This is a genomic window from Streptomyces sp. NPDC018026, from assembly GCF_044327745.1.
Classification (GTDB): Bacteria; Actinomycetota; Actinomycetes; order Streptomycetales; family Streptomycetaceae; genus Streptomyces; species Streptomyces rubrogriseus.
In genome coordinates, this window is the sequence record NZ_JBIRFY010000002.1 from 226,737 (window position 1) to 248,562 (window position 21,826).

20 protein-coding genes and 1 tRNA gene are annotated in these 21,826 nt (G+C 72.1%); 8 read left to right on the forward strand and 13 right to left on the reverse strand.

All coding sequences use genetic code 11. The annotated features are described in order from the left end of the window. The first annotated feature begins 62 nt into the window (after positions 1 to 62). Positions 63 to 659 (forward strand): histidine phosphatase family protein, encoded by a 597-nt coding sequence (locus ACH4D3_RS06685; protein ID WP_398317182.1) that lies wholly within the window; start codon positions 63 to 65, stop codon positions 657 to 659. 186 nt (positions 660 to 845) lie between these two features. Here ACH4D3_RS06685 and ACH4D3_RS06690 read toward each other — a convergent pair whose 3' ends face one another. Beyond that, on the reverse strand, positions 846 to 2,285 hold the full coding sequence (locus ACH4D3_RS06690; RefSeq protein WP_398317185.1) for a hypothetical protein: 1,440 nt from the start codon (positions 2,283 to 2,285) through the stop codon (positions 846 to 848). A gap of 284 nt (positions 2,286 to 2,569) precedes the next feature. Between ACH4D3_RS06690 and ACH4D3_RS06695 the strand changes: the two genes are divergently transcribed. Further along, entirely contained in the window at positions 2,570 to 2,950 is a 381-nt protein-coding gene (locus ACH4D3_RS06695; RefSeq protein WP_398317188.1) for a hypothetical protein, read from the forward strand. 48 nt (positions 2,951 to 2,998) lie between these two features. Then, a complete protein-coding gene (locus ACH4D3_RS06700; protein ID WP_398317191.1) occupies positions 2,999 to 3,868 on the forward strand; it encodes a spermidine synthase in 870 nt (289 codons plus the stop codon). 28 nt (positions 3,869 to 3,896) lie between these two features. Here ACH4D3_RS06700 and ACH4D3_RS06705 read toward each other — a convergent pair whose 3' ends face one another. Then, positions 3,897 to 4,469 carry a hypothetical protein gene (locus ACH4D3_RS06705; RefSeq protein ID WP_398317194.1) on the reverse strand — a complete coding sequence of 191 codons (573 nt, stop codon included), beginning with the start codon at positions 4,467 to 4,469 and terminating at the stop codon, positions 3,897 to 3,899. A gap of 120 nt (positions 4,470 to 4,589) precedes the next feature. On the opposite strand from ACH4D3_RS06705, the gene ACH4D3_RS06710 reads away from it, so the two are divergent. The 3 genes from ACH4D3_RS06710 (at position 4,590) to ACH4D3_RS06720 (ending at position 8,390) form a co-directional block, all read left to right on the forward strand. Next, the gene (locus ACH4D3_RS06710; protein ID WP_398317197.1) at positions 4,590 to 5,294 is read left to right on the forward strand and encodes a response regulator transcription factor; all 705 of its coding nucleotides are present in this window, start codon (positions 4,590 to 4,592) and stop codon (positions 5,292 to 5,294) included. Continuing rightward, entirely contained in the window at positions 5,291 to 6,739 is a 1,449-nt protein-coding gene (locus ACH4D3_RS06715; protein ID WP_398317200.1) for a sensor histidine kinase, read from the forward strand. The genes ACH4D3_RS06710 and ACH4D3_RS06715 overlap by 4 nt, the downstream gene beginning before the upstream one ends. Positions 6,740 to 6,908: 169 nt before the next feature. Next, positions 6,909 to 8,390 carry a cellulose binding domain-containing protein gene (locus ACH4D3_RS06720; protein ID WP_398317203.1) on the forward strand — a complete coding sequence of 494 codons (1,482 nt, stop codon included), beginning with the start codon at positions 6,909 to 6,911 and terminating at the stop codon, positions 8,388 to 8,390. 115 nt (positions 8,391 to 8,505) lie between these two features. Here the strand turns inward: ACH4D3_RS06720 and ACH4D3_RS06725 are convergent, their stop codons facing one another. The 4 genes from ACH4D3_RS06725 to ACH4D3_RS06740 all read right to left on the reverse strand — a co-directional run bounded on the left by ACH4D3_RS06725 (position 8,506) and on the right by ACH4D3_RS06740 (position 13,355). After that, positions 8,506 to 9,945 (reverse strand): GH1 family beta-glucosidase, encoded by a 1,440-nt coding sequence (locus ACH4D3_RS06725; RefSeq protein WP_398317206.1) that lies wholly within the window; start codon positions 9,943 to 9,945, stop codon positions 8,506 to 8,508. Positions 9,946 to 10,086: 141 nt separating this feature from the next. Beyond that, positions 10,087 to 10,998, reverse strand: coding sequence for a carbohydrate ABC transporter permease (locus ACH4D3_RS06730; RefSeq protein WP_398317209.1), 912 nt, complete (start codon positions 10,996 to 10,998; stop codon positions 10,087 to 10,089). A gap of 12 nt (positions 10,999 to 11,010) precedes the next feature. After that, entirely contained in the window at positions 11,011 to 12,024 is a 1,014-nt protein-coding gene (locus tag ACH4D3_RS06735; RefSeq protein ID WP_398318890.1) for a carbohydrate ABC transporter permease, read from the reverse strand. Between the two features lie 5 nt (positions 12,025 to 12,029). Beyond that, positions 12,030 to 13,355, reverse strand: coding sequence for an ABC transporter substrate-binding protein (locus ACH4D3_RS06740; RefSeq protein WP_398317212.1), 1,326 nt, complete (start codon positions 13,353 to 13,355; stop codon positions 12,030 to 12,032). A 365-nt stretch (positions 13,356 to 13,720) separates the two neighbouring features. Between ACH4D3_RS06740 and ACH4D3_RS06745 the strand changes: the two genes are divergently transcribed. Next, positions 13,721 to 14,776, forward strand: coding sequence for a LacI family DNA-binding transcriptional regulator (locus tag ACH4D3_RS06745; protein ID WP_398317215.1), 1,056 nt, complete (start codon positions 13,721 to 13,723; stop codon positions 14,774 to 14,776). Between the two features lie 140 nt (positions 14,777 to 14,916). Here the strand turns inward: ACH4D3_RS06745 and ACH4D3_RS06750 are convergent. From ACH4D3_RS06750 to ACH4D3_RS06765, 4 genes are all read right to left on the reverse strand, one after another. Beyond that, positions 14,917 to 14,989, reverse strand: a tRNA-His gene (locus ACH4D3_RS06750). 121 nt (positions 14,990 to 15,110) lie between these two features. Further along, entirely contained in the window at positions 15,111 to 15,713 is a 603-nt protein-coding gene (gene orn, locus ACH4D3_RS06755) for an oligoribonuclease (RefSeq protein ID WP_398317218.1), read from the reverse strand. A 209-nt stretch (positions 15,714 to 15,922) separates the two neighbouring features. Continuing rightward, positions 15,923 to 17,119 (reverse strand): helix-turn-helix domain-containing protein, encoded by a 1,197-nt coding sequence (locus tag ACH4D3_RS06760; protein ID WP_398317221.1) that lies wholly within the window; start codon positions 17,117 to 17,119, stop codon positions 15,923 to 15,925. 386 nt (positions 17,120 to 17,505) lie between these two features. Next, on the reverse strand, positions 17,506 to 17,799 hold the full coding sequence (locus ACH4D3_RS06765; protein ID WP_398317224.1) for a hypothetical protein: 294 nt from the start codon (positions 17,797 to 17,799) through the stop codon (positions 17,506 to 17,508). Positions 17,800 to 18,101: 302 nt separating this feature from the next. Between ACH4D3_RS06765 and ACH4D3_RS06770 the strand changes: the two genes are divergently transcribed. Continuing rightward, positions 18,102 to 18,629, forward strand: coding sequence for a universal stress protein (locus ACH4D3_RS06770; RefSeq protein ID WP_003976010.1), 528 nt, complete (start codon positions 18,102 to 18,104; stop codon positions 18,627 to 18,629). 53 nt (positions 18,630 to 18,682) lie between these two features. Here ACH4D3_RS06770 and glmS read toward each other — a convergent pair whose 3' ends face one another. The 3 genes from glmS to ACH4D3_RS06785 form a co-directional block, all read right to left on the reverse strand. Next, entirely contained in the window at positions 18,683 to 20,500 is a 1,818-nt protein-coding gene (glmS, locus tag ACH4D3_RS06775) for a glutamine--fructose-6-phosphate transaminase (isomerizing) (protein WP_385349655.1), read from the reverse strand. 33 nt (positions 20,501 to 20,533) lie between these two features. After that, complete coding sequence (locus tag ACH4D3_RS06780) at positions 20,534 to 20,791, reverse strand: hypothetical protein (RefSeq protein ID WP_003976012.1); 258 nt, start codon at positions 20,789 to 20,791, stop codon at positions 20,534 to 20,536. Positions 20,792 to 20,879: 88 nt separating this feature from the next. Continuing rightward, on the reverse strand, positions 20,880 to 21,776 hold the full coding sequence (locus ACH4D3_RS06785) for a DUF4429 domain-containing protein (protein WP_398317229.1): 897 nt from the start codon (positions 21,774 to 21,776) through the stop codon (positions 20,880 to 20,882). Positions 21,777 to 21,826: the final 50 nt, after the last annotated feature.

Sequence of the window (21,826 nt, forward strand, 5' to 3'; positions counted from 1 at the left end):
CGCGCGGACGGTACGGGATGATGGAGGGGTCCCCTCAGACATTTCTCCCGGAAGGCCTCTTCATGGCACCGCGCATTCTGCTGGCCCGGCACGGACAGACGGAGTGGTCGCTGTCCGGCAGACACACCGGCAGGACCGACGTGCCGCTCCTGGAGGAGGGCCGGAGCGGCGCGAAACTGCTCGGCGAGCGGCTGCACCGGGCGCCGTGGGACGGGCTGGACGGCGTGGAGGTGCGGACCAGTCCGCTGGTGCGCGCGAGCGAGACCTGCGAGCTGGCGGGTTTCGGGGAGCGCGCACGCGCGTGGGACACGCTGATGGAGTGGGACTACGGGGCGTACGAGGGCATGACGCCGGAGCAGATCCAGGCCGTGCGGCCCGGCTGGCTGATCTGGCGGGACGGGGTCCCGGAGGGGGAGAGCGTGGCGGACGTCACGGCGCGCGCGGACGAGGTGGTGGCGTGGGCGCGGGAGGCGGAGCGGGACGTGCTCGTCTTCGCCCACGGGCACATTCTGCGGGCGATCGGGGCGCGGTGGCTGGGGCTGCCGGTGTCCTTCGGGGCGCGGATACGGCTGAATCCGACGTCGTTGTCGGTGCTGGGGTGGGCGTACGGGGAGCCGGCGGTGGAGAGCTGGAACGACCTGGGGCATCTGGTCGGCTGACGGGTCGGTGCGGGTGCCGTCGCTGGTTTGCGGCGCCCGGCGTCGGGGCTGGGCGGGGGTGGGGGCGCAGCCCGGCGTTGCGGGGTGCCGCTGCGCCCACCCGTGCCGCCCCAGCGGCACGATTGCCCGCAGCTGCGGTGGGATGGCGATTGCCCGCAGTGGGGGCCGAGGTGTGGCTGGTTGGGGTTATGCCGGTCTTGGTAGTGCTGCGTGGCGGTCCAGGAAGGTGGAGACTCCGGAGGCGCGGCGGTGGGGGAGGAGGACCCGGGCCGTTCCGGCCAGCATCGTGTGGATGCGGGAGGACTGGACCTCGCCCAGCAGGTCGAGCACCCGCATGCCCGCCCCCGCCGCCTCGTCGGGGCGGCCGCCCCGGGCCAGGTCGTCCGCCAGCTCCGCCGAGTACAGCGCGAGGTTCCGGGTGAAGTGCGGGTCCTGGAGATCCGCCGCCCGCCGCGCGTGCCGGGCCGCTCGCGGCCAGTCGCCCAGGGTGGACCAGCACTGCGCCTCGAGCCCCTCCAGCTCGGCCTCGCCGTAGAAGCTCATCCACTCGGGGTCGGTGTCCGAGGGGCCCCGTTCGAAGAAGGTCTGCGCGCGGACCAGCGCCTGCTCGCAGCCGACCCGGTCGGCGAGCCCCGCCCAGCCGCCCGCCTCGCGCAGCGAGAGCAGGGACATCAGCCGGGCCGAGCCCAGCGGGCGGGCGGCGCGCTGCGCGGCCTGGGCCGCCCGTACCGCCTCGCGCGGGCGGCCGGCGTCGCGGGCCAGGAACGCCATGTTGCAGAAGGCGTGCGCCTCCAGGCCCGCGTCGCCGTTCATCCGTGCGGTGGCGAGCGCCTCGGCGTAGTGGGAGCGCGCGTCGTCGAAGCGCCCCGAGTCGTGCGCCAGCCAGCCCACGGAGATCGCCAGTTCACCGGCGCCCGTGTACAGCCGGTCCGCGGTCGCCTGCCGGGACGCGCCGGCGTCCAGGAGCGCGTACGCGGTGCGCAGCGGGGCCGCCGCGCGCCGGTAGAGACCGTCCGCGCCGTGCCGGTCGTCCAGCAGCCTGATCCGGCGGACGGCCTCTTCGAGGGCGCCGGCCTCGCCCGTTCCGGCCCGTCGCGCGGGGCGGCCCGCCGCGGCGGCGTCCAGGGCGAGTCCCAGGGGGCCCAGCGAGGCGGCGGCCACCGTGGCGCCGCTCGTCATGAATGCGCGACGCAGCACGTCGCTCTCCTCGTTGTTGTCGTGCGTTTCGTACGGGTCTTGCGTGTCTCGGACGTCATGCATGTCTCGGACGTCTTGCGTGTCATGCGTCTCATACGGCTCACCCGCCCCTCGCGACTCACCCGGGGTGCGCGCCTGCCGTCCGCGCACCGACGAGCGGGGCGCGAACCCCAGGTCGGTGAGCGTGCGGCCGGGGAACATGTGCAGGAACACCCGCTCGTACGCGTAGTTGGGGCAGCGGATCTCGCCCGCCTCGACCCGGCCGACGTAGCGCGCGTCACAGCTGACCCGCTCGCCGATCTCGCGCGCGGCCCGGCGGACCGCCGCCGCGAACTCCGCCGGGGAGCGCTTGCCGCGCAACCGCCTGAAGGCGAGGTTCGGCCGCGGGGGCCGTTCGGGCTGGGCGGAGGTCACCGTTGACGACGCCATGGCCGGGTCCTCTCGTGCGAACCGTCGAACCATGCCGGGAAGAGGGCGAGTAAGGCTGGCGGCCCTGTTTCCGGCGAGCAAGAACGTACCGGCTGTGACGGAGCGGCCACGCGCTGTTTGGCTACAAACCGGATATCTCATCCACGATCTGCCATGAAGTGCCATCCTTTGCGGCGGCCCCGGGCCGTAGCCGTTGACGGCCCGCCGCGTTGAACCGGGTGGACCGGGAGGCCCCCGACTCCCGAACCGCTCGTCCGAGGAGGAGTTCCGTGGTGGAGGCCGGGATGGACACCAGCGTCAGCGTTCCCCCCTGCGACGCCTGTGACGTCGTCACCGTGCCGACCCGGCAGGGTCTGGAGGCGGTCGACATCCTCAGGCGGGGAGCCGGTGAGGGGGTGGGCCCGGTGCTCCACGACGACGGCTGCGACACCCTGGGATTCCTGGTGCCGCCGGGCACCGCCGCCGCCTGGGACGTGCCGGGCAGCACCTGCACCGGGACGGACGGCCGCGGACTGAGCATCGTCCCGGCGCCCGAGCCGCCCGTGGAGGGCTCCGACTGGCTGCTGCCGCCCGGCGAGGCGGACCTGGCGACCGACCCCGCCGTGCTGCGGGCCGCGCTGGGCGAGGCGGCCCGGCTGATCAGGGCCGCGGACAGCTGCCGCTGAGCACCCCGTCCGGTCTCCCAGGGCCGACCGCGGTCCGATAATGGACGGATGGGAAAGTCCAGGAACGCCCGCCGCGGGCGCGCTGCCGCCGAAGCCGTCGTCGAGGACGTCGACGGAGGACGCGCCGAGCTGGTGCCCGACAGGGACCGGCCGCGGGCCTGGACGCTGCTGATCGACGGTGCCCCGCAGTCGCACGTCGACCTCGACGACCCGGCGTACCTCTCCTTCGAGTACCAGCGCCGCATCGGCCACGTCATCGACCTGACCGCCCCGCCCGGCAGACCCCTGCGCGCCGTCCACCTCGGCGGCGGCGCCCTCACCCTCGCCCGCTACGTCGCCGCCACCCGCCCCCGCTCCACCCAGCAGGTCGTCGAACGGGACGCCGCCCTCGTCCAACTGGTGCGCCGGGAGCTGCCGCTGGACCCCGGCGCGCGGATCCGGGTGCGCTCCACCGACGCCCGCGCCGGGCTGGCCAAGGTGCCCGACGGCTGGGCGGACCTCGTCGTCGCGGACGTCTTCGGCGGGGCCCGTACCCCGGCCCACCTGACCTCCACCGAGTTCGTCGACGAGGTGCGGCGCGCGCTCGCGCCCGGCGGGGTCTACGCCGCCAACCTGGCCGACGGCCCGCCGCTGGCCCACCTGCGCGGCCAGATCGCCACCGCCGCCGCCCGGTTCGCCGAACTCGCCCTCGTCGCCGACCCGGCCGTACTGCGCGGCAAACGCTTCGGCAACGCGATCCTGGTCGCCGCCGACCACCCGCTGCCGGTCGCCGAACTCACCCGCCGGGCCGCCTCCGACCCGCACCCCGCGCGCGTGGAGCACGGCCGTGCGCTCACCGACTTCACCGGCGGCGCCCATCCCGTGACGGACGCGGCGGCAGTGGACTCGCCCGCCCCGCCGGAGTCCGTCTTCAAGTGAGCCCCCTCCGACCGCCGGTCGCCTCGGTTCAGTAGCTGCCGATCTCCACCCGCGGCGGTCCGTCGTGCCAGGTGCAGAACACCGACACCCGGTCCGCGCCCGAGGTGAACTCCACCCGGATCCACGACTCCGTCTTCCACACCTGCATCGACCAGCCCGTGCCCGGGGTCGCCGACACCAGCGACGCGGACGACGTCCCGAGGTCGAACACCGCGCGGCCCCCGTCGGTGTCGTAGCTCTTGACCTCGCCGGACGTGTCGGGCGCGGGGGTCGCCGGGTCCTCGGGCGGCGCGGTGGACGGCGTGGTGCGCGCCGGGGCGGGGCCGGGTCCGCGCGACGTCCCGCCCGGCGTCGGCGACGCGCTGCCCGACGACGGCGACGCCGACGGGGCGGGTGAGGGCCGGTGGGTGGACGACGCCAGGGACTCCCCGTCGTCGCCCTCCCCGTCCCGTACGCTCGCGTCGGCCGCCGTGATGGGCAGCGCGCGCGGGGCGTCGTAGGCCGTGCCCGCCATCACCGTGTGGACGCCCCACCACGACAGGGTGACCGCGGCGCCGGTGGCGAGCAGCCAGGCGACCACGTGGACGAGTCCTCTGCGCATCGCGGCCATACTGCCTCACCCGCCCCACGCGTGTCGCGCGAACGGGGGTGTGAGGCGGGCCCGGGCGGAGTTGTCCACAGGCCCGGACCGGGTTGGTCCGCATGGCGTACGGTGCCGCCCATGGCAAGTGTGCTCGTGGTCGAGGACGACCAGTTCGTACGCTCGGCGCTCATCCGGCAGCTGACCGACGCCTCGCACACCGTGCGCAGCGTGGGCACGGCACTGGAGGCGCTGCGCGAGGTCGCCCATTTCCGGTTCGACGTGGTGATCCTGGACCTCGGACTGCCCGACCTGGACGGCTCCGAGGCGCTGAAGATGCTGCGCGGCATCACCGACGTACCGGTGATCGTCGCCACCGCCCGGGACGACGAGGCGGAGGTCGTAAGGCTGTTGAACGCGGGCGCGGACGACTACCTCACCAAGCCCTTCTCCGTCGATCACCTGTCGGCCCGGATGGCGGCCGTACTGCGCCGCGCGCGCGGCGGCCCCGCGGAGGCGGCGCCGCCGACCGTGCTGCGGGTCGGCGGCCTCACCGTCGACCCGCTGCGCCGCCAGGCCGAACTGGACGGCGCGGCCCTGGACCTGACCCGCCGCGAGTTCGACCTGCTCGCCTTCCTGGCCGGCCGCCCCGGGGTCGTCGTGCCCCGCAAGGAACTGCTCGCCGAGGTCTGGCATCAGTCCTACGGCGACGACCAGACCATCGACGTCCACCTGTCCTGGCTGCGGCGCAAACTGGGCGAGACCGCGGCCCGGCCGCGCTATCTGCACACCCTGCGCGGCGTCGGCGTGAAGCTGGAGCCACCACGACTGGAGCCACCACGATGAGATGGGCCCTGGTCAAGGTCTCGCTTGCGGTCACCGTGATGGTCGTGGTCGCCTTCGCCGTGCCGCTCGGACTCGTCATCCGGGAGATGGCCCGCGACCGCGCCTTCTCCAACGCCGAACGGGAGGCCGCCGCCGTCGCCCCGGCGCTGTCCATCACCACCGACCGCGAGCAGTTGGAACGCGTCGTCGCCTCCGCCGGTTCGGACGCCGGGATGGCCGTGCACATACCCGCGTCCGGTGCGGGTGCGGGCGCGGACGGCGCGGGCGCCACCGACATCGGACGGCAGCGGGCCACCGACGAGGACATCGCCGCCGTACGGCGGATGGGGCGGGCCTCCACCACCGAGGTGGGCGGCGGTTCCACGCTGCTCCAGCCGGTCGCGCTCAGCTCCGGCGAGATCGCCGTCGTCGAGGTGTACGTGCCCGAGTCCGAGGTGACCAACGGCGTCGGCACGGCCTGGGCGGTGCTGGCCGCGGTCGGCGCCGCCCTGATCGTCGGCTCGGTCGCGGTCGCCGACCGGCTGGGCGTCCGGATGGTGCAGCCGGCCCGGCGCCTGGTCGAGGGCGCGCACGAACTGGGGGAGGGCAGGCTGGGTGCGCGGGTGCCGGTGGAGGGGCCGGACGAACTGCGGCGCGCCGCGGTCGCGTTCAACTCCATGGCCGACCAGGTCGTCCAGCTCCTCGCCAACGAACGGGAGCTGGCCGCCGACCTGTCCCACCGGCTGCGCACCCCGCTGACCGTGCTGCGCCTCAACGCGGCCTCGCTCGGCGACGGCCCCGCCGCCGAGCAGACCCGGGCCGCCGTCGAGCAGTTGGAGCGCGAGGTCGACACCATCATCCGCACCGCCCGGGACGCCAAGCCGCAGACGGCCGTCGCCGGACCCGGCGCCGGGTGCGACGCGGCCGAGGTGGTCCGGGAGCGGATGGGGTTCTGGTCGGCCCTGGCCGAGGACGAGGGCCGCAAGTGGCGGGTGGCCGGCGCCGACCGGCCGGTGCGCATACCCGTGGCCCGCGCCGACCTGGCCGCCTCCCTCGACGCGCTGCTCGGCAACGTCTTCCGGCACACCGCCGAGGGCACCGCCTTCGCCGTCGACCTGCACAACGGCGAGGACGCGGTGATCGTGCTCGTCTCCGACGCGGGCACCGGCATCACGGACCCCGAGGCGGCGATGGCCCGCGGCCGGGGTTCGGGCACCGACGGGTCGACCGGACTCGGCCTGGACATCGTGCGCCGGATGGCGGAGTCGACCGGCGGCGACGTCCGCATCGGCGCCTCCGTGCTGGGCGGCACCGAGGTGCGGATCTGGATCCAGCTGGACGGGCGGACGGCGCCGGCCCGGCGCGGGCACCGGGGTGCCGTACGCCGACGCAGGCAGAACCGCGCACCGGCACCGGCACGGGAACCGGCTCCGGCTCCGGCGGCCCCGGCCGGCCGCGACCATTAATCGGCCCCGATCCCTTCCTTAAGCCCACCCTAAGATCGCCAACCCCCGCCCGGATCAGGCTCTTTGCCCGTTTCCGGGTCGCTAGCGTGCTGCCGCACCCACCCCCACTCCGCCCTCGCCGCGTCTCCCGCGGATCGGGGGCACCGTGAACAGCGAAGGCAGGCACGTGATGCGCACGCACCGACGCAAGGTCAGTGGCAGGAACAAGGCGATCGGCGCCCTCGTCGCGGCGGCCGTGGCCGGAGGCGGGGCGCTGCTGTTCACCAGCACCGCCCAGGCGGCCTCGGTCGGTGCCGCGTACACGAAGACCAGCGAGTGGTCGACGGGCTACACCGCGCAGTACGTCGTCACCAACAACAGCGGCCGGCCGAAGGCCGACTGGACCCTGGAGTTCGACCTGCCCTCCGGTGCGAAGCTCGGCTCGCTGTGGAACGCCGAGTCGAAGGCCGACGGGCAGCACGTCACCGTGACGCCGCCCAAGTGGGACACGGACGGGCTGAAGGCCGGCGAGTCCGTCACCGTCGGCTTCGTCGTCAACGGCACCGCCGACCCGACCGGCTGCCTCGTCGACGACGCCGCGTGCTCGACGGACGACGGCGCCACCCCCGAGCCCAGCGGCCGCCCCACCGACCCCCCGGCCCCGACGCCCACGCCGACCCCCACGGCAACCGACAGCACGGAGCCGACCCCGACCCCGACCCAGACCGGCACCCCCACCACCCCGGCGCCCACCGGCACCCCGGGCGACGGCACCGCGGCGGGCGCCGGCTTCGCGCCGTACGTCGACACCTCCCTCTACCCGGCCTTCGACCTGCTCGCGCACTCCGCGGCGACCGGCGTCAAGGAGTACAACCTCGCCTTCGTGACCGACGGCGGCGGCTGCACCCCCAAGTGGGGCGGCGTCACCGACCTCGGCAGCGACGCGGTGGCGAACCAGATAGGCGCCCTGCGCGCCGAGGGCGGCGACGTCCGCGTCTCCTTCGGCGGCGCCTCCGGCTCCGAACTGGGCACGACCTGCACGTCGGCCGACGCGCTCGCGGCGGCGTACGGCAAGGTCGTCGACGCCTACAAGCTCACCAAGGTCGACTTCGACGTCGAGGGCGGGGCGCTGCCCGACACGGCCGCCAACACCCGCCGCGCCCAGGCGATCGCCGCGCTCCAGAAGCAGCACCCCGGCCTGGACGTCTCCTTCACCCTCCCGGTGATGCCCGAGGGCCTCACCCAGGCGGGCGTCGACCTGCTCGCCGACGCGAAGGAGAACGGCGTGGACATCGGCGCCGTCAACATCATGGCGATGGACTACGGCCCCGCGTACAGCGGCGACATGGGCACCTACGCCGAGCAGGCCGCCACCGCCACCCAGGCGCAGGTCAAGGGCGTCCTCGGCCGGTCCGACGCGGACGCCTGGAAGACGGTCGCCGTCACCCCGATGATCGGCGTCAACGACGTCGCCTCCGAGGTCTTCAAGGTCGACGACGCCGCCCAGCTCGTGGAGTTCGCGAAGTCCAAGGGCCTGGGCGCGCTGTCCATGTGGTCCGCCACCCGCGACAAGGCCTGCCCCGGCGGTCCGAAGCCCTCCGCCGACGCCACCTGCAGCTCCGTGGACCAGGAGCCGAACGCCTTCGCCAAGGCCCTCGCCGCCTACAAGTAGGGCAGGGCTCCCCAGCGCAGGGCCGGGCCCCACACCGGTCCTGCGAGCGGGGCGCGGCATCCCCCCGTGGGATGCCGCGCCCCGCCACCGTCCGTGTGCCGACTCCCCGTGGGGGCTACTCGGCGGCGTCCACCGGCGGCAGCGTCCCCGTGCGGGCCGCCCGCCCGTACCACAGGGCGCTCGACTTCGGGGTGCGCTGCTGGGAGGCGTAGTCGACGTACACCGCGCCGAACCGCTTCTCGTAGCCGTAGGCCCACTCGAAGTTGTCCAGCAGGGACCACAGGTAGTAGCCGCGGACGTCCGCGCCGTCGGTGATGGCCTGCCGGACCGCGGTGAGGTGGCCGTTCAGGTAGGCGACCCGGTCGGGGTCGTGCACCGTGCCGTCCGCGCCGGGCTTGTCGTCGTAGGCGGCGCCGTTCTCGCTGATGTACAGCGGCATGCCGGGGGCCTCCCGGTTGTACCGCATGATCAGCTCGTGCAGGCCGGTCGGGTCGACGCTCCAGCCCATCTCGGTGCGCTCGCCGGGCGGCTGGTGGAACGCCACGTCGTCGGCGGCGGGCCAGGGCGAGTGGTCGCTCGCGCCGTGGCCGTCGGCGCGCGGCGCACGCGAGTCGGCGTCGGCCGCCGACACCACCGTCGGCGTGTAGTAGTTGAGGCAGATCGCGTCGATCGGCTGGCGGATCTGGCCCAGGTCGCCGTCCTGGACGAACGACCAGTCGGTGACCGGCGCCGTCGCCTCCAGCAGGGTCTGCGGGTAGGCGCCGTGCAGGATCGGACCGTGGAAGATCCCGCCGGACAGGTCGTCGATCCGCTGCGCCGCCGCCAGGTCCGCCGGGCTCTGCGACAGCGGCCGCACCACGGAGGTGTTGAGGCTGATCGCCACCGAGTTGCGGGCCGGCATCACCGAACGCAGCGCGACCGTGCCCAGGCCGTGCGCCAGGTTCAGGTGGTGCGCGGCACGCAGCGCGGCCGCCGGGTCGGTGCGGCCGGGGGCGTGCACGCCGGAGGCGTAGCCGAGGAAGGCGGCGCACCACGGCTCGTTGAGCGTGATCCACTGCTCCACCCGGTCGCCGAGCGCCTCGCCGACGATCTGCGCGTACTCGGCGAACCGGTACGCGGTGTCCCGCTCGGGCCAGCCGCCCGCGTCCTCCAGCTCCTGCGGCAGGTCCCAGTGGTAGAGGGTGACGGCCGGCTTGATCCCGGCGGCCAGCAGCTCGTCCACCAGACGGCGGTAGAAGTCCAGGCCGCGCTGGACGGCGGGGCCGCGGCCGGTCGGCTGCACCCGGGGCCAGGAGATGGAGAAGCGGTAGGCGCCGAGGCTCAGGTCCTTCATCAGCGCCACGTCGTCGCGGTAGCGGTGGTAGTGGTCGACGGCGACGTCGCCGGTGTCCCCGCCGGCCGTCTTTCCGGGGGTGTGGCTGAAGGTGTCCCAGATCGACGGGGTGCGGCCGTCCTCCCGTACCGCGCCCTCGATCTGGTACGCCGAGGTGGCGGCGCCCCACAGGAAGGCGGGGGGGAAGGTCACCGGGGTCACCGGTGTTGCGGACTCAAGCATGGAAGCGCTCCCATAGCAGGTCGTGGCGGGTCCGGGCGGGTCCCGGGGGACCGGCCGGAGGACCGACGCGCTGGACCGACGAGTAAGAAGGACGAGGGGGGAATGGGGGCCGGGGCGGTGGCCCGGCCCCGGGGTGAGGGGTCAGCCCTTGACGGCGCCCTGCATGATGCCGCCCACGATCTGCTTGCCGAAGATCGCGAACACCAGCAGCAGCGGCAGCGTGCCCAGCAGCGCACCGGCCATGATCAGGGACTGGTCCGGGGTGTAGCCGCGGCCCAGTCCGGCCAGCGCGACCTGCACGGTCGGACTGCCGTTCTGCGTCAGCACCAGGAACGGCCACAGGAAGTCGTTCCAGGACTGCACGAACATCAGCATGCCGAGCACGGCCATCGCGGGCCGCGCCGCCGGGAACACCACGTGCCACATCACACGCCAGCTGCTGGCGCCGTCCACGCGCGCCGCCTCGATGATCTCGTCCGGCAACGCCTGGAGCAGGTACTGCCGCATGAAGAACACGCCGAACGCGTTCACCAGGGACGGCAGGATCACCGCCTGCAACTGGTCGGACCAGTCCAGCTTCGCGACCATCATGTACAGCGGGATGATGCTGAGCTGCGGCGGCACCATCATCGTGCCGATGACGATCAGCATCAGGGCGTTGCGCCCGCGGAAGCGCAGCTTGGCGAAGGCGAACCCGGCGATCGTCGAGAGGAAGACGATGGTGAACGCCGAGATCCCGGCCACGATGGTGGTGTTGAGGAACGCCTCGCCGAGGTTGGCGTCGTTCCAGGCGATCTCCAGCTTGTCGAACAGGTTGCCGCCGAACCAGAACGGCGGCGGCGTCTGGGCGAGCCGCTGATTGTCGCGCGAGGCGGCGATCGCCGTCCACACCAGCGGGAACAGCGAGCCGATGGTGAACAGGGCGAGGATGATGTAGGCGATCGGCCCGGCGTGCAGCGTGCCGCCCGCCCGGGACGCCTTGGAACGTCGTCGGCCCCGCCGGGGCGGCTCGGGTGCCGCGTCGGCCGGGGGTTTCGTCATGGTCGTCGTCACGGCCGGTTCTCCTTAACTACTGGCGCGCAGCCGGCGCGAGATGACGGCGTTGAGGATCCCGATCACGATCAGGATCAGGAACATCGCCCAGGCGATCGCGGAGGCGCGGCCCAGGTGCTGGTTGACCCAGCCCTGCTCGTACAGGTACAGGCCGAGCGTCTGGAACTGGTGCTGGGAGCCGCCCGAGGCGCCCTTGTTGGCGTCGAAGAGCAGCGGCTCGCCGAAGACCTGCGAGGCGCCGATGGTCGACACGACGACCGTGAACAGGATCGTGGGACGCAGCGAGGGCAGGGTGACGTGGATGAACTGCCGCCAGCGGTTGGCGCCGTCCAGCGCCGCCGACTCGTACAGGTCCTGCGGGATCGCCTGCATCGCGGCCAGGTAGATCAGCGCGTTGTAGCCGGTCCAGCGCCAGATGACGATCGTGGACACGGCGAACTTGGACGACCACGAGCCGTTCTGCCAGTCGATCTTGTCCAGGCCCACCATGTCGAGGACCCAGTTGATCATGCCGTAGTCCCGGCCGAAGAGCAGCACGAAGACCAGCGAGGCCGCGGCGATCGACGTCGCGTACGGCGCCAGCATCACGACCCGGTAGAAGGTCGAGGCACGCAGCTTGTAGTTGAGGATGTGCGCGAGGCCCATCGCCATCAGCAGCTGCGGCACCGTCGAGATGACGCCGATCCACAGCGTGTTCTTCGCGGCGTTCCAGAAGAACTCGTCGTCGAAGATCCGGGTGTAGTTGTCCAGGCCCGTCCACTGCATGTCGGTGGGCGCGGTCAGCTCCACCGTGTGCAGCGAGGCCCAGCCGGTGTAGATCAGCGGGAACAGGCCGAAGGCGAGGAAGAGCAGGAAGAACGGCGAGACGAACGCGTACGGGCTCCAGCGCATGTCCCGCTGCCAGCGGCGGGAGAGCTTGGCCCGCTTCTTGCGGTCCGCCTCCGCGGACGCCCTGCCGCCGGGCGGGCGGCCCGGGGCCGCGCCCCCCTTGACGGGGGACGCGGCGGTGTCGTGCCGGGTGGTCATTCCGGTCACTTCTCCAGGTTGTTGTCGATGGTCTTCACGGCGTTGTCCCACGCGTCCTCGGCCGACTTGCCCTGGGTGACGAGGATGACGCCGTTGTCGGTCAGACCCTGCTGGACGATCTGGTCCTTCGGGCCGATCACCTGGGTCGGGATCTCCTCGGCGGCCTTGGCGAACAGCTCGCCGATCGGCGCGTCACCGGTCATGTCGTTCTTGCCGCCGGTCACCTGCGGGAGCTTGTACGCGGCGGGCGCGCTCGGGAAGCTGCCCATCTTGGAGAAGAGCTTGGCCTGCTGCTCGGGCGCGGTCAGCCAGGTGACCAGCTTCTGCGCCTCCTTCACGTGCTTGCCGCTCTTGGGCACGCCCAGGAAGGTGCCGCCCCAGTTGCCGGCCTTCGGGGCCTGGGCGACGTCCCACTTGCCGGCGGAGTCCGGCTGGGACTTGGCCTTGATGGTGCCGAGCATCCACGGCGGGCAGGCGACGGTGGCGAACAGGCTGTTGGAAATGGTCTGGTCCCAGGCCGGCTGGAACTGGGTCTGCGACTGGACCAGCCCCTTCTCGGCCGCCTCGGCGGTCAGGTCGAAGGCGTCCTTGACGGCCGGGTTGGTCTTGTAGATGACCTCGCCGGCGGAGTTGTAGAACTTCTCGTCCTCACTGCTGAGGATGGCGTTGATCAGACCGCCGGGGGAGTCCATGAAGTAGGTGTCCTTGCCGGCACCCTTCTTGTACTTCTCGCCGGTCTCGATGAACTTGTTCCAGTCACCGGCCCACAGCTTGGAGACCTCTTCGCGGTCGGTCGGCAGGCCGGCCTTCTCGAACAGGTCCTTGCGGTAGCAGATGGCCATCGGGCCGATGTCGGTGCCGAGGCCGATCGTGGCGCCGTCCTTGGTGGTGGCCTGCTGCCACTTCCAGTCGAGCCAGTTGCTCTTCTGGACGCCCGCGGCCTTGGACATGTCCTCGAACTTGTCCGCCTGGGTGGCGACGACCTCGGCGATGTTGCCGACCTCGATCGCCTGCACGTCCTGGAGTCCGCTGTTGGTGGTGAGGTGGTTCACCAGGGCGGGGTAGTAGTTCTCGTTCCGCTCGGTGACGTTCTCCTCGATGTTGATGTCCGGGTTGAGCTTCTCGTACTCGTCGTAGAGACCGGCCTCCTTGAAGCCCATCGTCCCGAACAGACCGAGGGTGATCGTGGTCTTGCCGCTGCTGTCGCCCGACGACGAGCTGTCCTCGTCGTTCCCGTCGTCGGCACAGCCGGCCAGCAGCCCGGCGCCCAGCGACGCGATGGCCGCCATGACCACCACTCTGCGGGCCGATCCTCTGCGTGCTGCTCGCATTGCGTCCTCCTGTTGCCCTGACGTGCCGACCCCCCGGCCAACTGCATGGTTGGACCCGCTGCTTCATGTGGTGCGTTCGTCGCTGCGGCTCGGGCGTGGAACGTGCGGGATGTGTATGTGCCAGGTAGTGTGGGAGCGCTCCCACAAGTGATGTGTTGAAGAGTCGTCGGTCCGGGCGGGGGTGTCAAGGGAACGGACGCGACGAATTGCGTTCAGTTATCGGCCTGTTAACTGGACGTTGCGAGCGGCGCGGAGACGCCCCCCCGTACGGCGGGGAGGGGCCGGAGTCGGTCATTACACCCGACCGGCCTGTTAAATTCCAGGCCAGCCGCAGAGTGCGGGGGTGACGACGGGAGGCGGAGCCGATGGCAAGCCACGGAGTGCGTGGTCGGAGCGGTGGCCGGCCCACCCTCGAAGAAGTGGCGGCACGCGCGGGCGTCGGCCGCGGCACGGTCTCCCGCGTGATCAACGGCTCGCCGCGGGTCAGCGACGCGACCCGGGCGGCCGTCGAGGCGGCGGTCGCGGAACTGGGCTACGTCCCGAACACGGCGGCCCGTGCCCTGGCGGCCAACCGCACGGACGCGATCGCCCTGGTGGTGCCGGAGCCGGAGACGCGGTTCTTCGCGGAGCCGTACTTCTCGGACATGCTGAAGGGCGTCGGCTCCGAGCTGTCCGACACCGAGATGCAGCTGCTGCTGATATTCGCGGGCAGCGACCGGGAGCGTGAGCGGCTCGCCCAGTACCTGGCGGCGCACCGGGTGGACGGCGTCCTGCTGGTCTCGGTGCACGCCGACGACCCGCTGCCCGACCTGCTGACCCAGCTGGAGATCCCCGCGGTGATCAGCGGCCCCCGCTCGGCCGCGGAGCCGCTGGCCTCGGTGGACTCGGACAACTACGGCGGCGCCCGCTCGGCCGTCGAGCACCTGCTGTCCCGGGGGCGCGGCCGCGTCGCCCACATCACCGGTCACCTCGCCGTCTACGGCGCCCAGCGACGCGTCGACGGCTACCGCGACGCCCTGCGCGAGGCGGGCCACGAGGTGGACGAGAGCCTGATCGAGCCGGGTGACTTCACCGAGGAGGGCGGGCGCCGCGCGATGGCGAAGCTGCTGCGCCGCCACTCCGACGTGGACGCGGTCTTCGCCGCCTCCGACGTCACCGCGGCGGGTGCCGGGCAGGTCCTGCGCGAGGCGGGCCGGCGCATCCCGGACGACGTGGCGCTGGTCGGCTACGACGACTCGGCCATCGCCCGCCACATGGAGCCGCCGCTGACCAGCGTGCGCCAGCCCATCGAGGAGATGGGCCGCGCGATGATCGACCTGCTGCTGACCGAGATCGCCGACCGCCGCCCGGCCGCCTCGCGCGGCCTGGAACGCCACCAGGTGGTGCTGGCGACGGAACTGGTGGAGCGCCGGTCGTCGTAGAGCACCGAACCGCCGCCGCCGTCCTCGGCGGCGGCGGGCGGCGCGGTCTTCTGGTCCCCGTGACCCGTCCGGCGTTGTCCGAGCCCTGGAACGCCGTCAGCCGGTGACCTTCTCGCGAAGGCCACCGGCTGACGGATCAGGGTGAGTGACGGGACTTGAACCCGCGGCATCCTGGACCACAACCAGGTGCTCTACCAGCTGAGCTACACCCACCGAGGCCGGTGCTCGAATCCCGCGTGGCGGGTTTCCCGACCGGCTGAGAAAAAGTGTACAGGGTCCGAAGGGGTGCTCGCGCCCGGCTTTCCGGACGCCGCCGTCCGGCGGGCGCGCGGCCCTAACCGGCGGCTACGACGTGCTTCGCGGCGATCGCCCTGGCCGTGTCGGAGTCGGGGCCGGGCTGGGGCACGAAGACCGCCTCCCGGTAGTAGCGCAGTTCGGCGATGGACTCGCGGATGTCGGCGAGCGCGCGGTGGTTGCCGTTCTTCTCGGGGCTGTTGAAGTACGCCCGCGGGTACCAGCGGCGGGCCAGCTCCTTGATCGAGGAGACGTCGACGATCCGGTAGTGGAGGTAGCCCTCCAGCGTCGCCATGTCCCGCAGCAGGAAGCCGCGGTCGGTGCCGACGGAGTTGCCGCACAGGGGGGCCTTGCCGGGCTCCTTCACATGCTCCCGGACGTAGGCCAGAACCTGGGCCTCGGCGTCGGCCAGCGTCGTGCCGCCGTCCAGCTCGGCGAGCAGCCCGGACGCGGTGTGCATCTCCCGCACCACCTCCGGCATCGTCTCCAGGGCCCGCTCCGGCGGGCGGATCACGATGTCGACGCCTTCGCCGAGGATGTTCAGCTCGGAGTCGGTGACGAGGGCGGCAACCTCGATGAGCGCGTCGTCGGACAGCGAGAGGCCGGTCATCTCGCAGTCGATCCACACCATGCGATCGTTCATGCGGGCCACTGTACGGTGAGCGCCTGTTTATTTGGCCCCCGGCGTCGGTGCGGGCGTCACGGGGGCTGCCGCCCCCGAACCCCCGCTTCGGCCTGGACGGCCTCGTCCTCAAACGCCGGACGGGCTGAGTTGCCCTGCCCGGCATCGAACGTGGACGCCGGACGGGCTGGAGGAGCCCGTCCGGCGTTCAAGGGAGCCGTCTGCTCACCTCAAGGTGCGCTGCGCTGCCCCGGCACGCTCGCCGCGCCCGCCGGCATCGGGGACGCCGTGCGGCGGGTCTGGAACGGGACCGCGTTCTCCGCGGCGAGGACGGCCGGCGGGTCGGACGGGGGCAGCGGACGGGAGGCGCCCGCGGCCGCGGCGTCCGGGTCCGCCTGGCGCTCGCCCTGAGGACGGCGCGCCCGGTAGGCCGCCCGGTAGGCGGCCGGGGACGAGCCCAGCTGGCGGCGGAAGTGGCCGCGCAGGGCCACCGGGGAGCGGAAGCCGCAGCGTCCGGCGACCTCGTCCACCGAGTAGTCGGACGTCTCCAGCAGGCGCTGCGCCTGGAGCACCCGCTGGGTGATCAGCCACTGCAGCGGGGCGCTGCCCGTCAGCGAGCGGAACCGGCGGTCGAAGGTGCGGCGGCTCATGTAGGCGCGCGCGGCCAGCGTCTCCACGTCGAACTGCTCGTGGAGGTGCTCCAGCGCCCAGGCGACGACCTCGGCGAGCGGGTCGGCGCCGATCTCCTCCGGTAAAGACCTGTCGAGGTAGCGCTCCTGGCCGCCGCTGCGGCGCGGGGGGACCACCAGACGGCGGGCCAGCGCCCCGGCCGCCTCGTTGCCGTGGTCCGTGCGCACGATGTGCAGACACAGGTCGATCCCGGCCGCGGTGCCGGCGGAGGTCAGCACGTCGCCGTCGTCCACGAACAGCTCGCGCGGATCGACGTGCACCGAGGGATAGCGCTTGGCCAGCGTCGGCGCGTACATCCAGTGCGTGGTGGCGGGGCGGCCGTCCAGCAGGCCCGCCGCGGCGAGGACGAAGGCGCCCGTGCACAGTCCGACTATGCGCGCCCCCTCCTCGTGCGCCCTGCGCAGTGCGTCGAGTGCCTCCTCCGGCGGCGGCGAGGTGATCGACCGCCAGGCCGGCACGACGACCGTGCCCGCGCGCGAGATCGCCTCCAGTCCCTGCGGCGCGGTGAGTTCCAGGCCCCCCGTGGTCCGCAGCGGGCCCTCCTCGCCGGCGCACACCAGCAGCCGGTAGCGCGGCACGCCGGCGTCCTGGCGGTCGATCCCGAACACCGACAGCGGTATGGAACTCTCGAAGATGGGGCCGCCGCTGAACAGCAGCACCGCGACGATCTCCTTGCGGCGGCGCCCGGACAGCTTCCGGGCCGCGGCTTCCGGCGCGGCGGCGGAGTCGTGGCTCATACTGCTAAGCCCCCCTCGGTGGTCGCGGCGCCCTTCACCCTTCGGGTCTGTCGCTCCAACACGTTTCCCCTCGGTCCTGCACGAGTCCCCCGCCGTAGACGGTCAAGATCGAATCTACTGTGTCCCGCCGTGCCGAGGTGGCCGGTTCGGCACTTGGGACATTGTCGACATGGCAACTTGGCGTGAAGCAGTCGATCACGAAGCGTTGCACTCCCGGGCGCCCCTGGGAAGTGCGCCTTGTGTCAGTGGCCAATCCCCATAGGGCGCGAGGGGGGCCCGAGACCCTTTCCGTGCAGGTGGAACGGGGGTTTGGGGGTGGTGAGGGGCGTGCATGCGCCACCTGCGGAAGTTGGCTGAAAAGAAGCGGAACTGTGCGCGGAAACCGGTCAGTCGACCGGTGCTTTTTCCCCAGCGTGCCGCCCGCCCCCGCGAGCCCGCCGCCCGCGCGCCCGCGGCCGGGCCGCGACCCGCTCGGAACGCCGCAGCAGCAGACGGCACGCGGCGGTGACGGCGGCCAGCCCGAAGGCCGTGCCGGCGGCGCCCGCGAAGGAGGCGCCGTACCAGAGGAGCGCCACCGGGACGAGGAAGCAACTGAACGCCGCCCAGCGGACGAGATCGGTGACGCCGTCCCGGTCGGGTGTGCCGGACGTCGGATCGGCGGGACGGTGCGGTCCTGACACGGGTGCTCCCTGGGGTGGCGGCACGGGGATCAACGCCCGTGCGCCGCGTCGGTCACGACGGGACACGACCGGTCACGGACAGTTGAATCCTGTGCAAACCGCCTGTACAGAGCAGCAACCATTGCGTTACGGGCGCCCTCTCGGGCATGCTCCGGTGAATCCCGCGGGGACCCCCTGCGAGATCCGGGCGAAGGAGGAGTGCCGCCGTACCCTTGGGGGTATGGGGTTGGGAAGACCATTCCCGGACACAGCTCCGCCGCACACTGTTGTCCCCCATAGAGGATAAAAACGCCGAGACAGCCATGGCCGGTCACGAATTCTTCGAACCCGCGGACCGCAAGCGGCCCGTCGCCGAACCTACGGCGGCCGAGCCCCTGGCGGCCGAAGAGCCACGCCAGTCGTGCGACCCAGCCTTCAAGCACGGTGTCGTCGTCGGCTTCGACGGCTCCACGTCCAGCGAGCGCGCCCTCGCCTACGCCATCGGCATGGCCTCCCGGCTGGGCTCCGGCCTGGTCATCGTGCATGTCGCCAACCGGCTGCCCACCACCGTGTGGGCCGGCTGCGAACCTCCGGTCTTCGTCGACGTGCCCGACCACCGCACCGAGGTGCTCGGTCTGGAGCTGGCGTGCGCGGACTACCTCGCCGAGGTGTCCTGGATCCTGGTCGAGCGCGGCGGCGACATCTGCCACGAGCTCGAAGAGGTGGGGCGGGAGTACGAGGCGGACGCCATCGTCGTCGGCTCCAGTCACGGACTGGTCGGCCGCCTCTTCGGCTCCGTCGCGGGCCGCCTCGCCAAGCGCGCGAAGCGGCCCGTGGTCGTCATTCCCTGACCCGGCGGAACGTCATTCCCCGACCCGGCGGGACGGGGACCTTGGGGGCAGGCCTACTCCACCGTCACCGACTTGGCGAGGTTGCGGGGCTTGTCGATGTCCCGGCCCAGGGCCAGCGCCGTGTGGTAGGCGAGGAGCTGGAGCGGGATGCCCATGAGGATCGGGTCCAGCTCGTCCTCGTTCTTCGGGACGACGATCGTGTGGTCGGCCTTCTCCTGCTCCCGGTGGGCGACGGCGAGGATCTGACCGCTGCGGGCCTTGATCTCCTCCATGGCCGCGCGGTTCTTCTCCAGCAGGTCGTCGTCCGGCACGATCGCGACCGTCGGCAGCGCGGGCTCGATCAGGGCGAGCGGGCCGTGCTTCAGCTCGGAGGCCGGGTAGGCCTCGGCGTGGATGTAGGAGACCTCCTTGAGCTTCAGGGAGGCCTCGCGGGCGACCGGATAGCCCCGCACGCGGCCGATGAAGAGCATCGAGCGGGCCTCGGCGTACTGCGCGGCCAGCTTCTTGACGTCCTCCTCCTGCTCCAGCATCTCGGAGATCTGCGCGGGCAGCCTGCGCAGCCCCTCGATGATCCGCTTGCCGTCGCGCACGGAGAGGTCGCGGGTGCGGCCCAGGTGCAGGGCGAGCAGCGCGAAGGCGACGCAGGTGTTGGTGAAGCACTTGGTGGACACCACGCACACCTCGGGACCGGCGTGCACGTACATGCCGCCGTCGGCCTCGCGGGCGATCGCCGAGCCCACGACGTTGACGATGCCGAGGACCCGGGCGCCCTTGCGCTTGAGCTCCTGCACGGCGGCGAGCACGTCGTAGGTCTCGCCGGACTGGGAGACGGCGATGTACAGGGTGTCGGGGTCGACGACCGCGTTGCGGTAGCGGAACTCGGAGGCCGGCTCGGCGTCCGCGGGGATGCGCGCCAGCTCCTCGATCATCTGGGCGCCGATCTGGCCCGCGTGGTACGAGGTGCCGCAGCCGAGGATCTTCACGCGGCGCACGGCGCGCGCGTCGCGGGCGTCCAGGTTGAGGCCGCCGAGGTGCACGGTGGAGAAGCGGTCGTCGATCCGGCCGCGCAGCACCCGGTCCACGGCCTCGGCCTGCTCGTGGATCTCCTTGTGCATGTAGGTGTCGTGGCCGCCCATGTCGTAGGAGGCGGCCTCCCACTCCACGGTGGTGGGCTCGGACGTGGTGCGGGTGCCCTCGGTGGTGTAGGTGCGGAAGTCGTCGGCCTTGAGGGTGGCCATCTCGCCGTCGTCGAGCGTGACTATCTGCCGGGTGTGGGTGACCAGCGCGGCGATGTCCGAGGCGACGAACATCTCCTTCTCGCCGATGCCGAGGACGACCGGCGAGCCGTTGCGGGCGACGACGATGCGCTCGGGGAAGTCGGCGTGCATCACGGCGATGCCGTACGTGCCCTCGATCACCCGCAGGGTCTCGCGGACCTTGTCCTCCAGCTTCTCGGCCTCGGAGCGGGCGATCAGGTGGACGAGGACCTCGGTGTCGGTCTCGGAGAGGAACTCGACGCCGTCCGCCTCCAGCTTGCGGCGCAGGTCGGCGGCGTTGTCGATGATGCCGTTGTGGACGACGGCGACCTTGTTGTCGGCCGACATGTGCGGGTGGGCGTTCACGTCGGAGGGTGCGCCGTGGGTGGCCCAGCGGGTGTGGGCGATGCCGGTGGTGCCCTTGAAGCGCGCGGGGACCTTGGCCTCCAGGTCGCGCACCCGGCCCTTGGCCTTGACCATCCTGAGGCCGGTCGCCTTCGGGGAGGTGATGACCACGCCCGCCGAGTCGTACCCGCGGTACTCCAGGCGCTGGAGGCCTTCGAGGAGCAGGGGCGCGACGTCACGCTTGCCGATGTATCCGACGATTCCGCACATGTAGAGGTATCCCTCGTGTCCTTCTCGGCCTGCTCAGCCGTAGACGATGCGGCGCAGCTGACGGAGCGACAGCTCCGGCGGCGCGACCGCGCGGTATTTCAGTTCCGCCTCGATCCGTTCGAAGATCGTCGCGTTCACCAGGCCCTGGGCCTGGAGCTCGCGGTGGCGGCGACGGACGTATTCCTCGGTCGTCTCGTCGAAGTAGGCGAGCACGTCCTGGACCACGCGCAGCGCTTCGCCCCGGCTCAGCGGGGTGGACCGCGTCAGATGATCAACGAGTTCGTCGTGCACCCGGTAGATCCTGGGGTAAGGGAGGCGCCTGTGCAAGAATCCTGCCCGATATCGGGCAGGAGTGGGTGTGTCTGTGTGGGTTCTGTGTCTACATCCGCTTCAGAATCGCCTGTTTCGCCAGGGTGAACTCCTCGTCCGTCAGTACTCCGGAGCGGTGCAGTTCGCCCAGCTCGCGCAGCCGGCGCAGCAGCGCGTCGTGGTCGTCCTCGGCGGCGGGTGCGGGGGCCGGTGCGGGGCTCTCCTCGGACGGGCCGGCGTCCTGAAGGGCCGGACGGGCCGTGCGCGCGGCCGGATGCGGGAGACGGGCCTGGACGGCCGCCGCCACCAGGGCCATCAGCGGATCCTTCTTGAAGCCCCACAGCTCCACGGCGTTGGGGTCGTACTTCGGCGGCACCTTGCTCGGCGCCGCCCGCACGGTGAAGCGGAGGTGGCCGTTCTCCAGGCCCACCGTCGGCTGCCATTCCACGGCGACGATGTCGGCGAGGGGGAGGGTGCGCGGCCCGGCGGCCGACTTGGAGTCCTCCGCCTGCCACTTCCACTCCAGCCGCACCCGCTCCCCGTCGAAGCTCGCGACGCCGTCCCCGGCCGACACCGACAGCGGCACCGACGGCCCCGGCAGCAGGTAGGCGTCCACCGGGCCGGACGGCACCCGGTCGAGGAGCAGCGCGTTGCGCACCTCGTCGACGAAGTACTCGGCCACGCCGTACCGGTCGGACTCGACCAGGAGCTGGTAAGGGTCGTGCGGCTCGGTCAGCCGGCCGCCCGTCGCGTGCAGCAAGGGGTCGGCGCCGTCGCGCAGCCGCAGCCTGAGCCGCCCCGACTTCTTCCCCTGCTCGAACGAAATGCCCGCCAACGCCGCCAGCGGCACGAGCAGTTCACCCAGTTCCCTGCGGAGCAGACTGACGTTCTTGTCCCGCCCGGGTGTCAACCTGAGGGCGTCGCCGTCGAAGACCCACGTTCCGTCCTTCTGGATGATTTCCGCCATGCGGGGATTGTTTCATCGCCGCCGCGGGCGGTGATGGTGCGGGAGAGTGG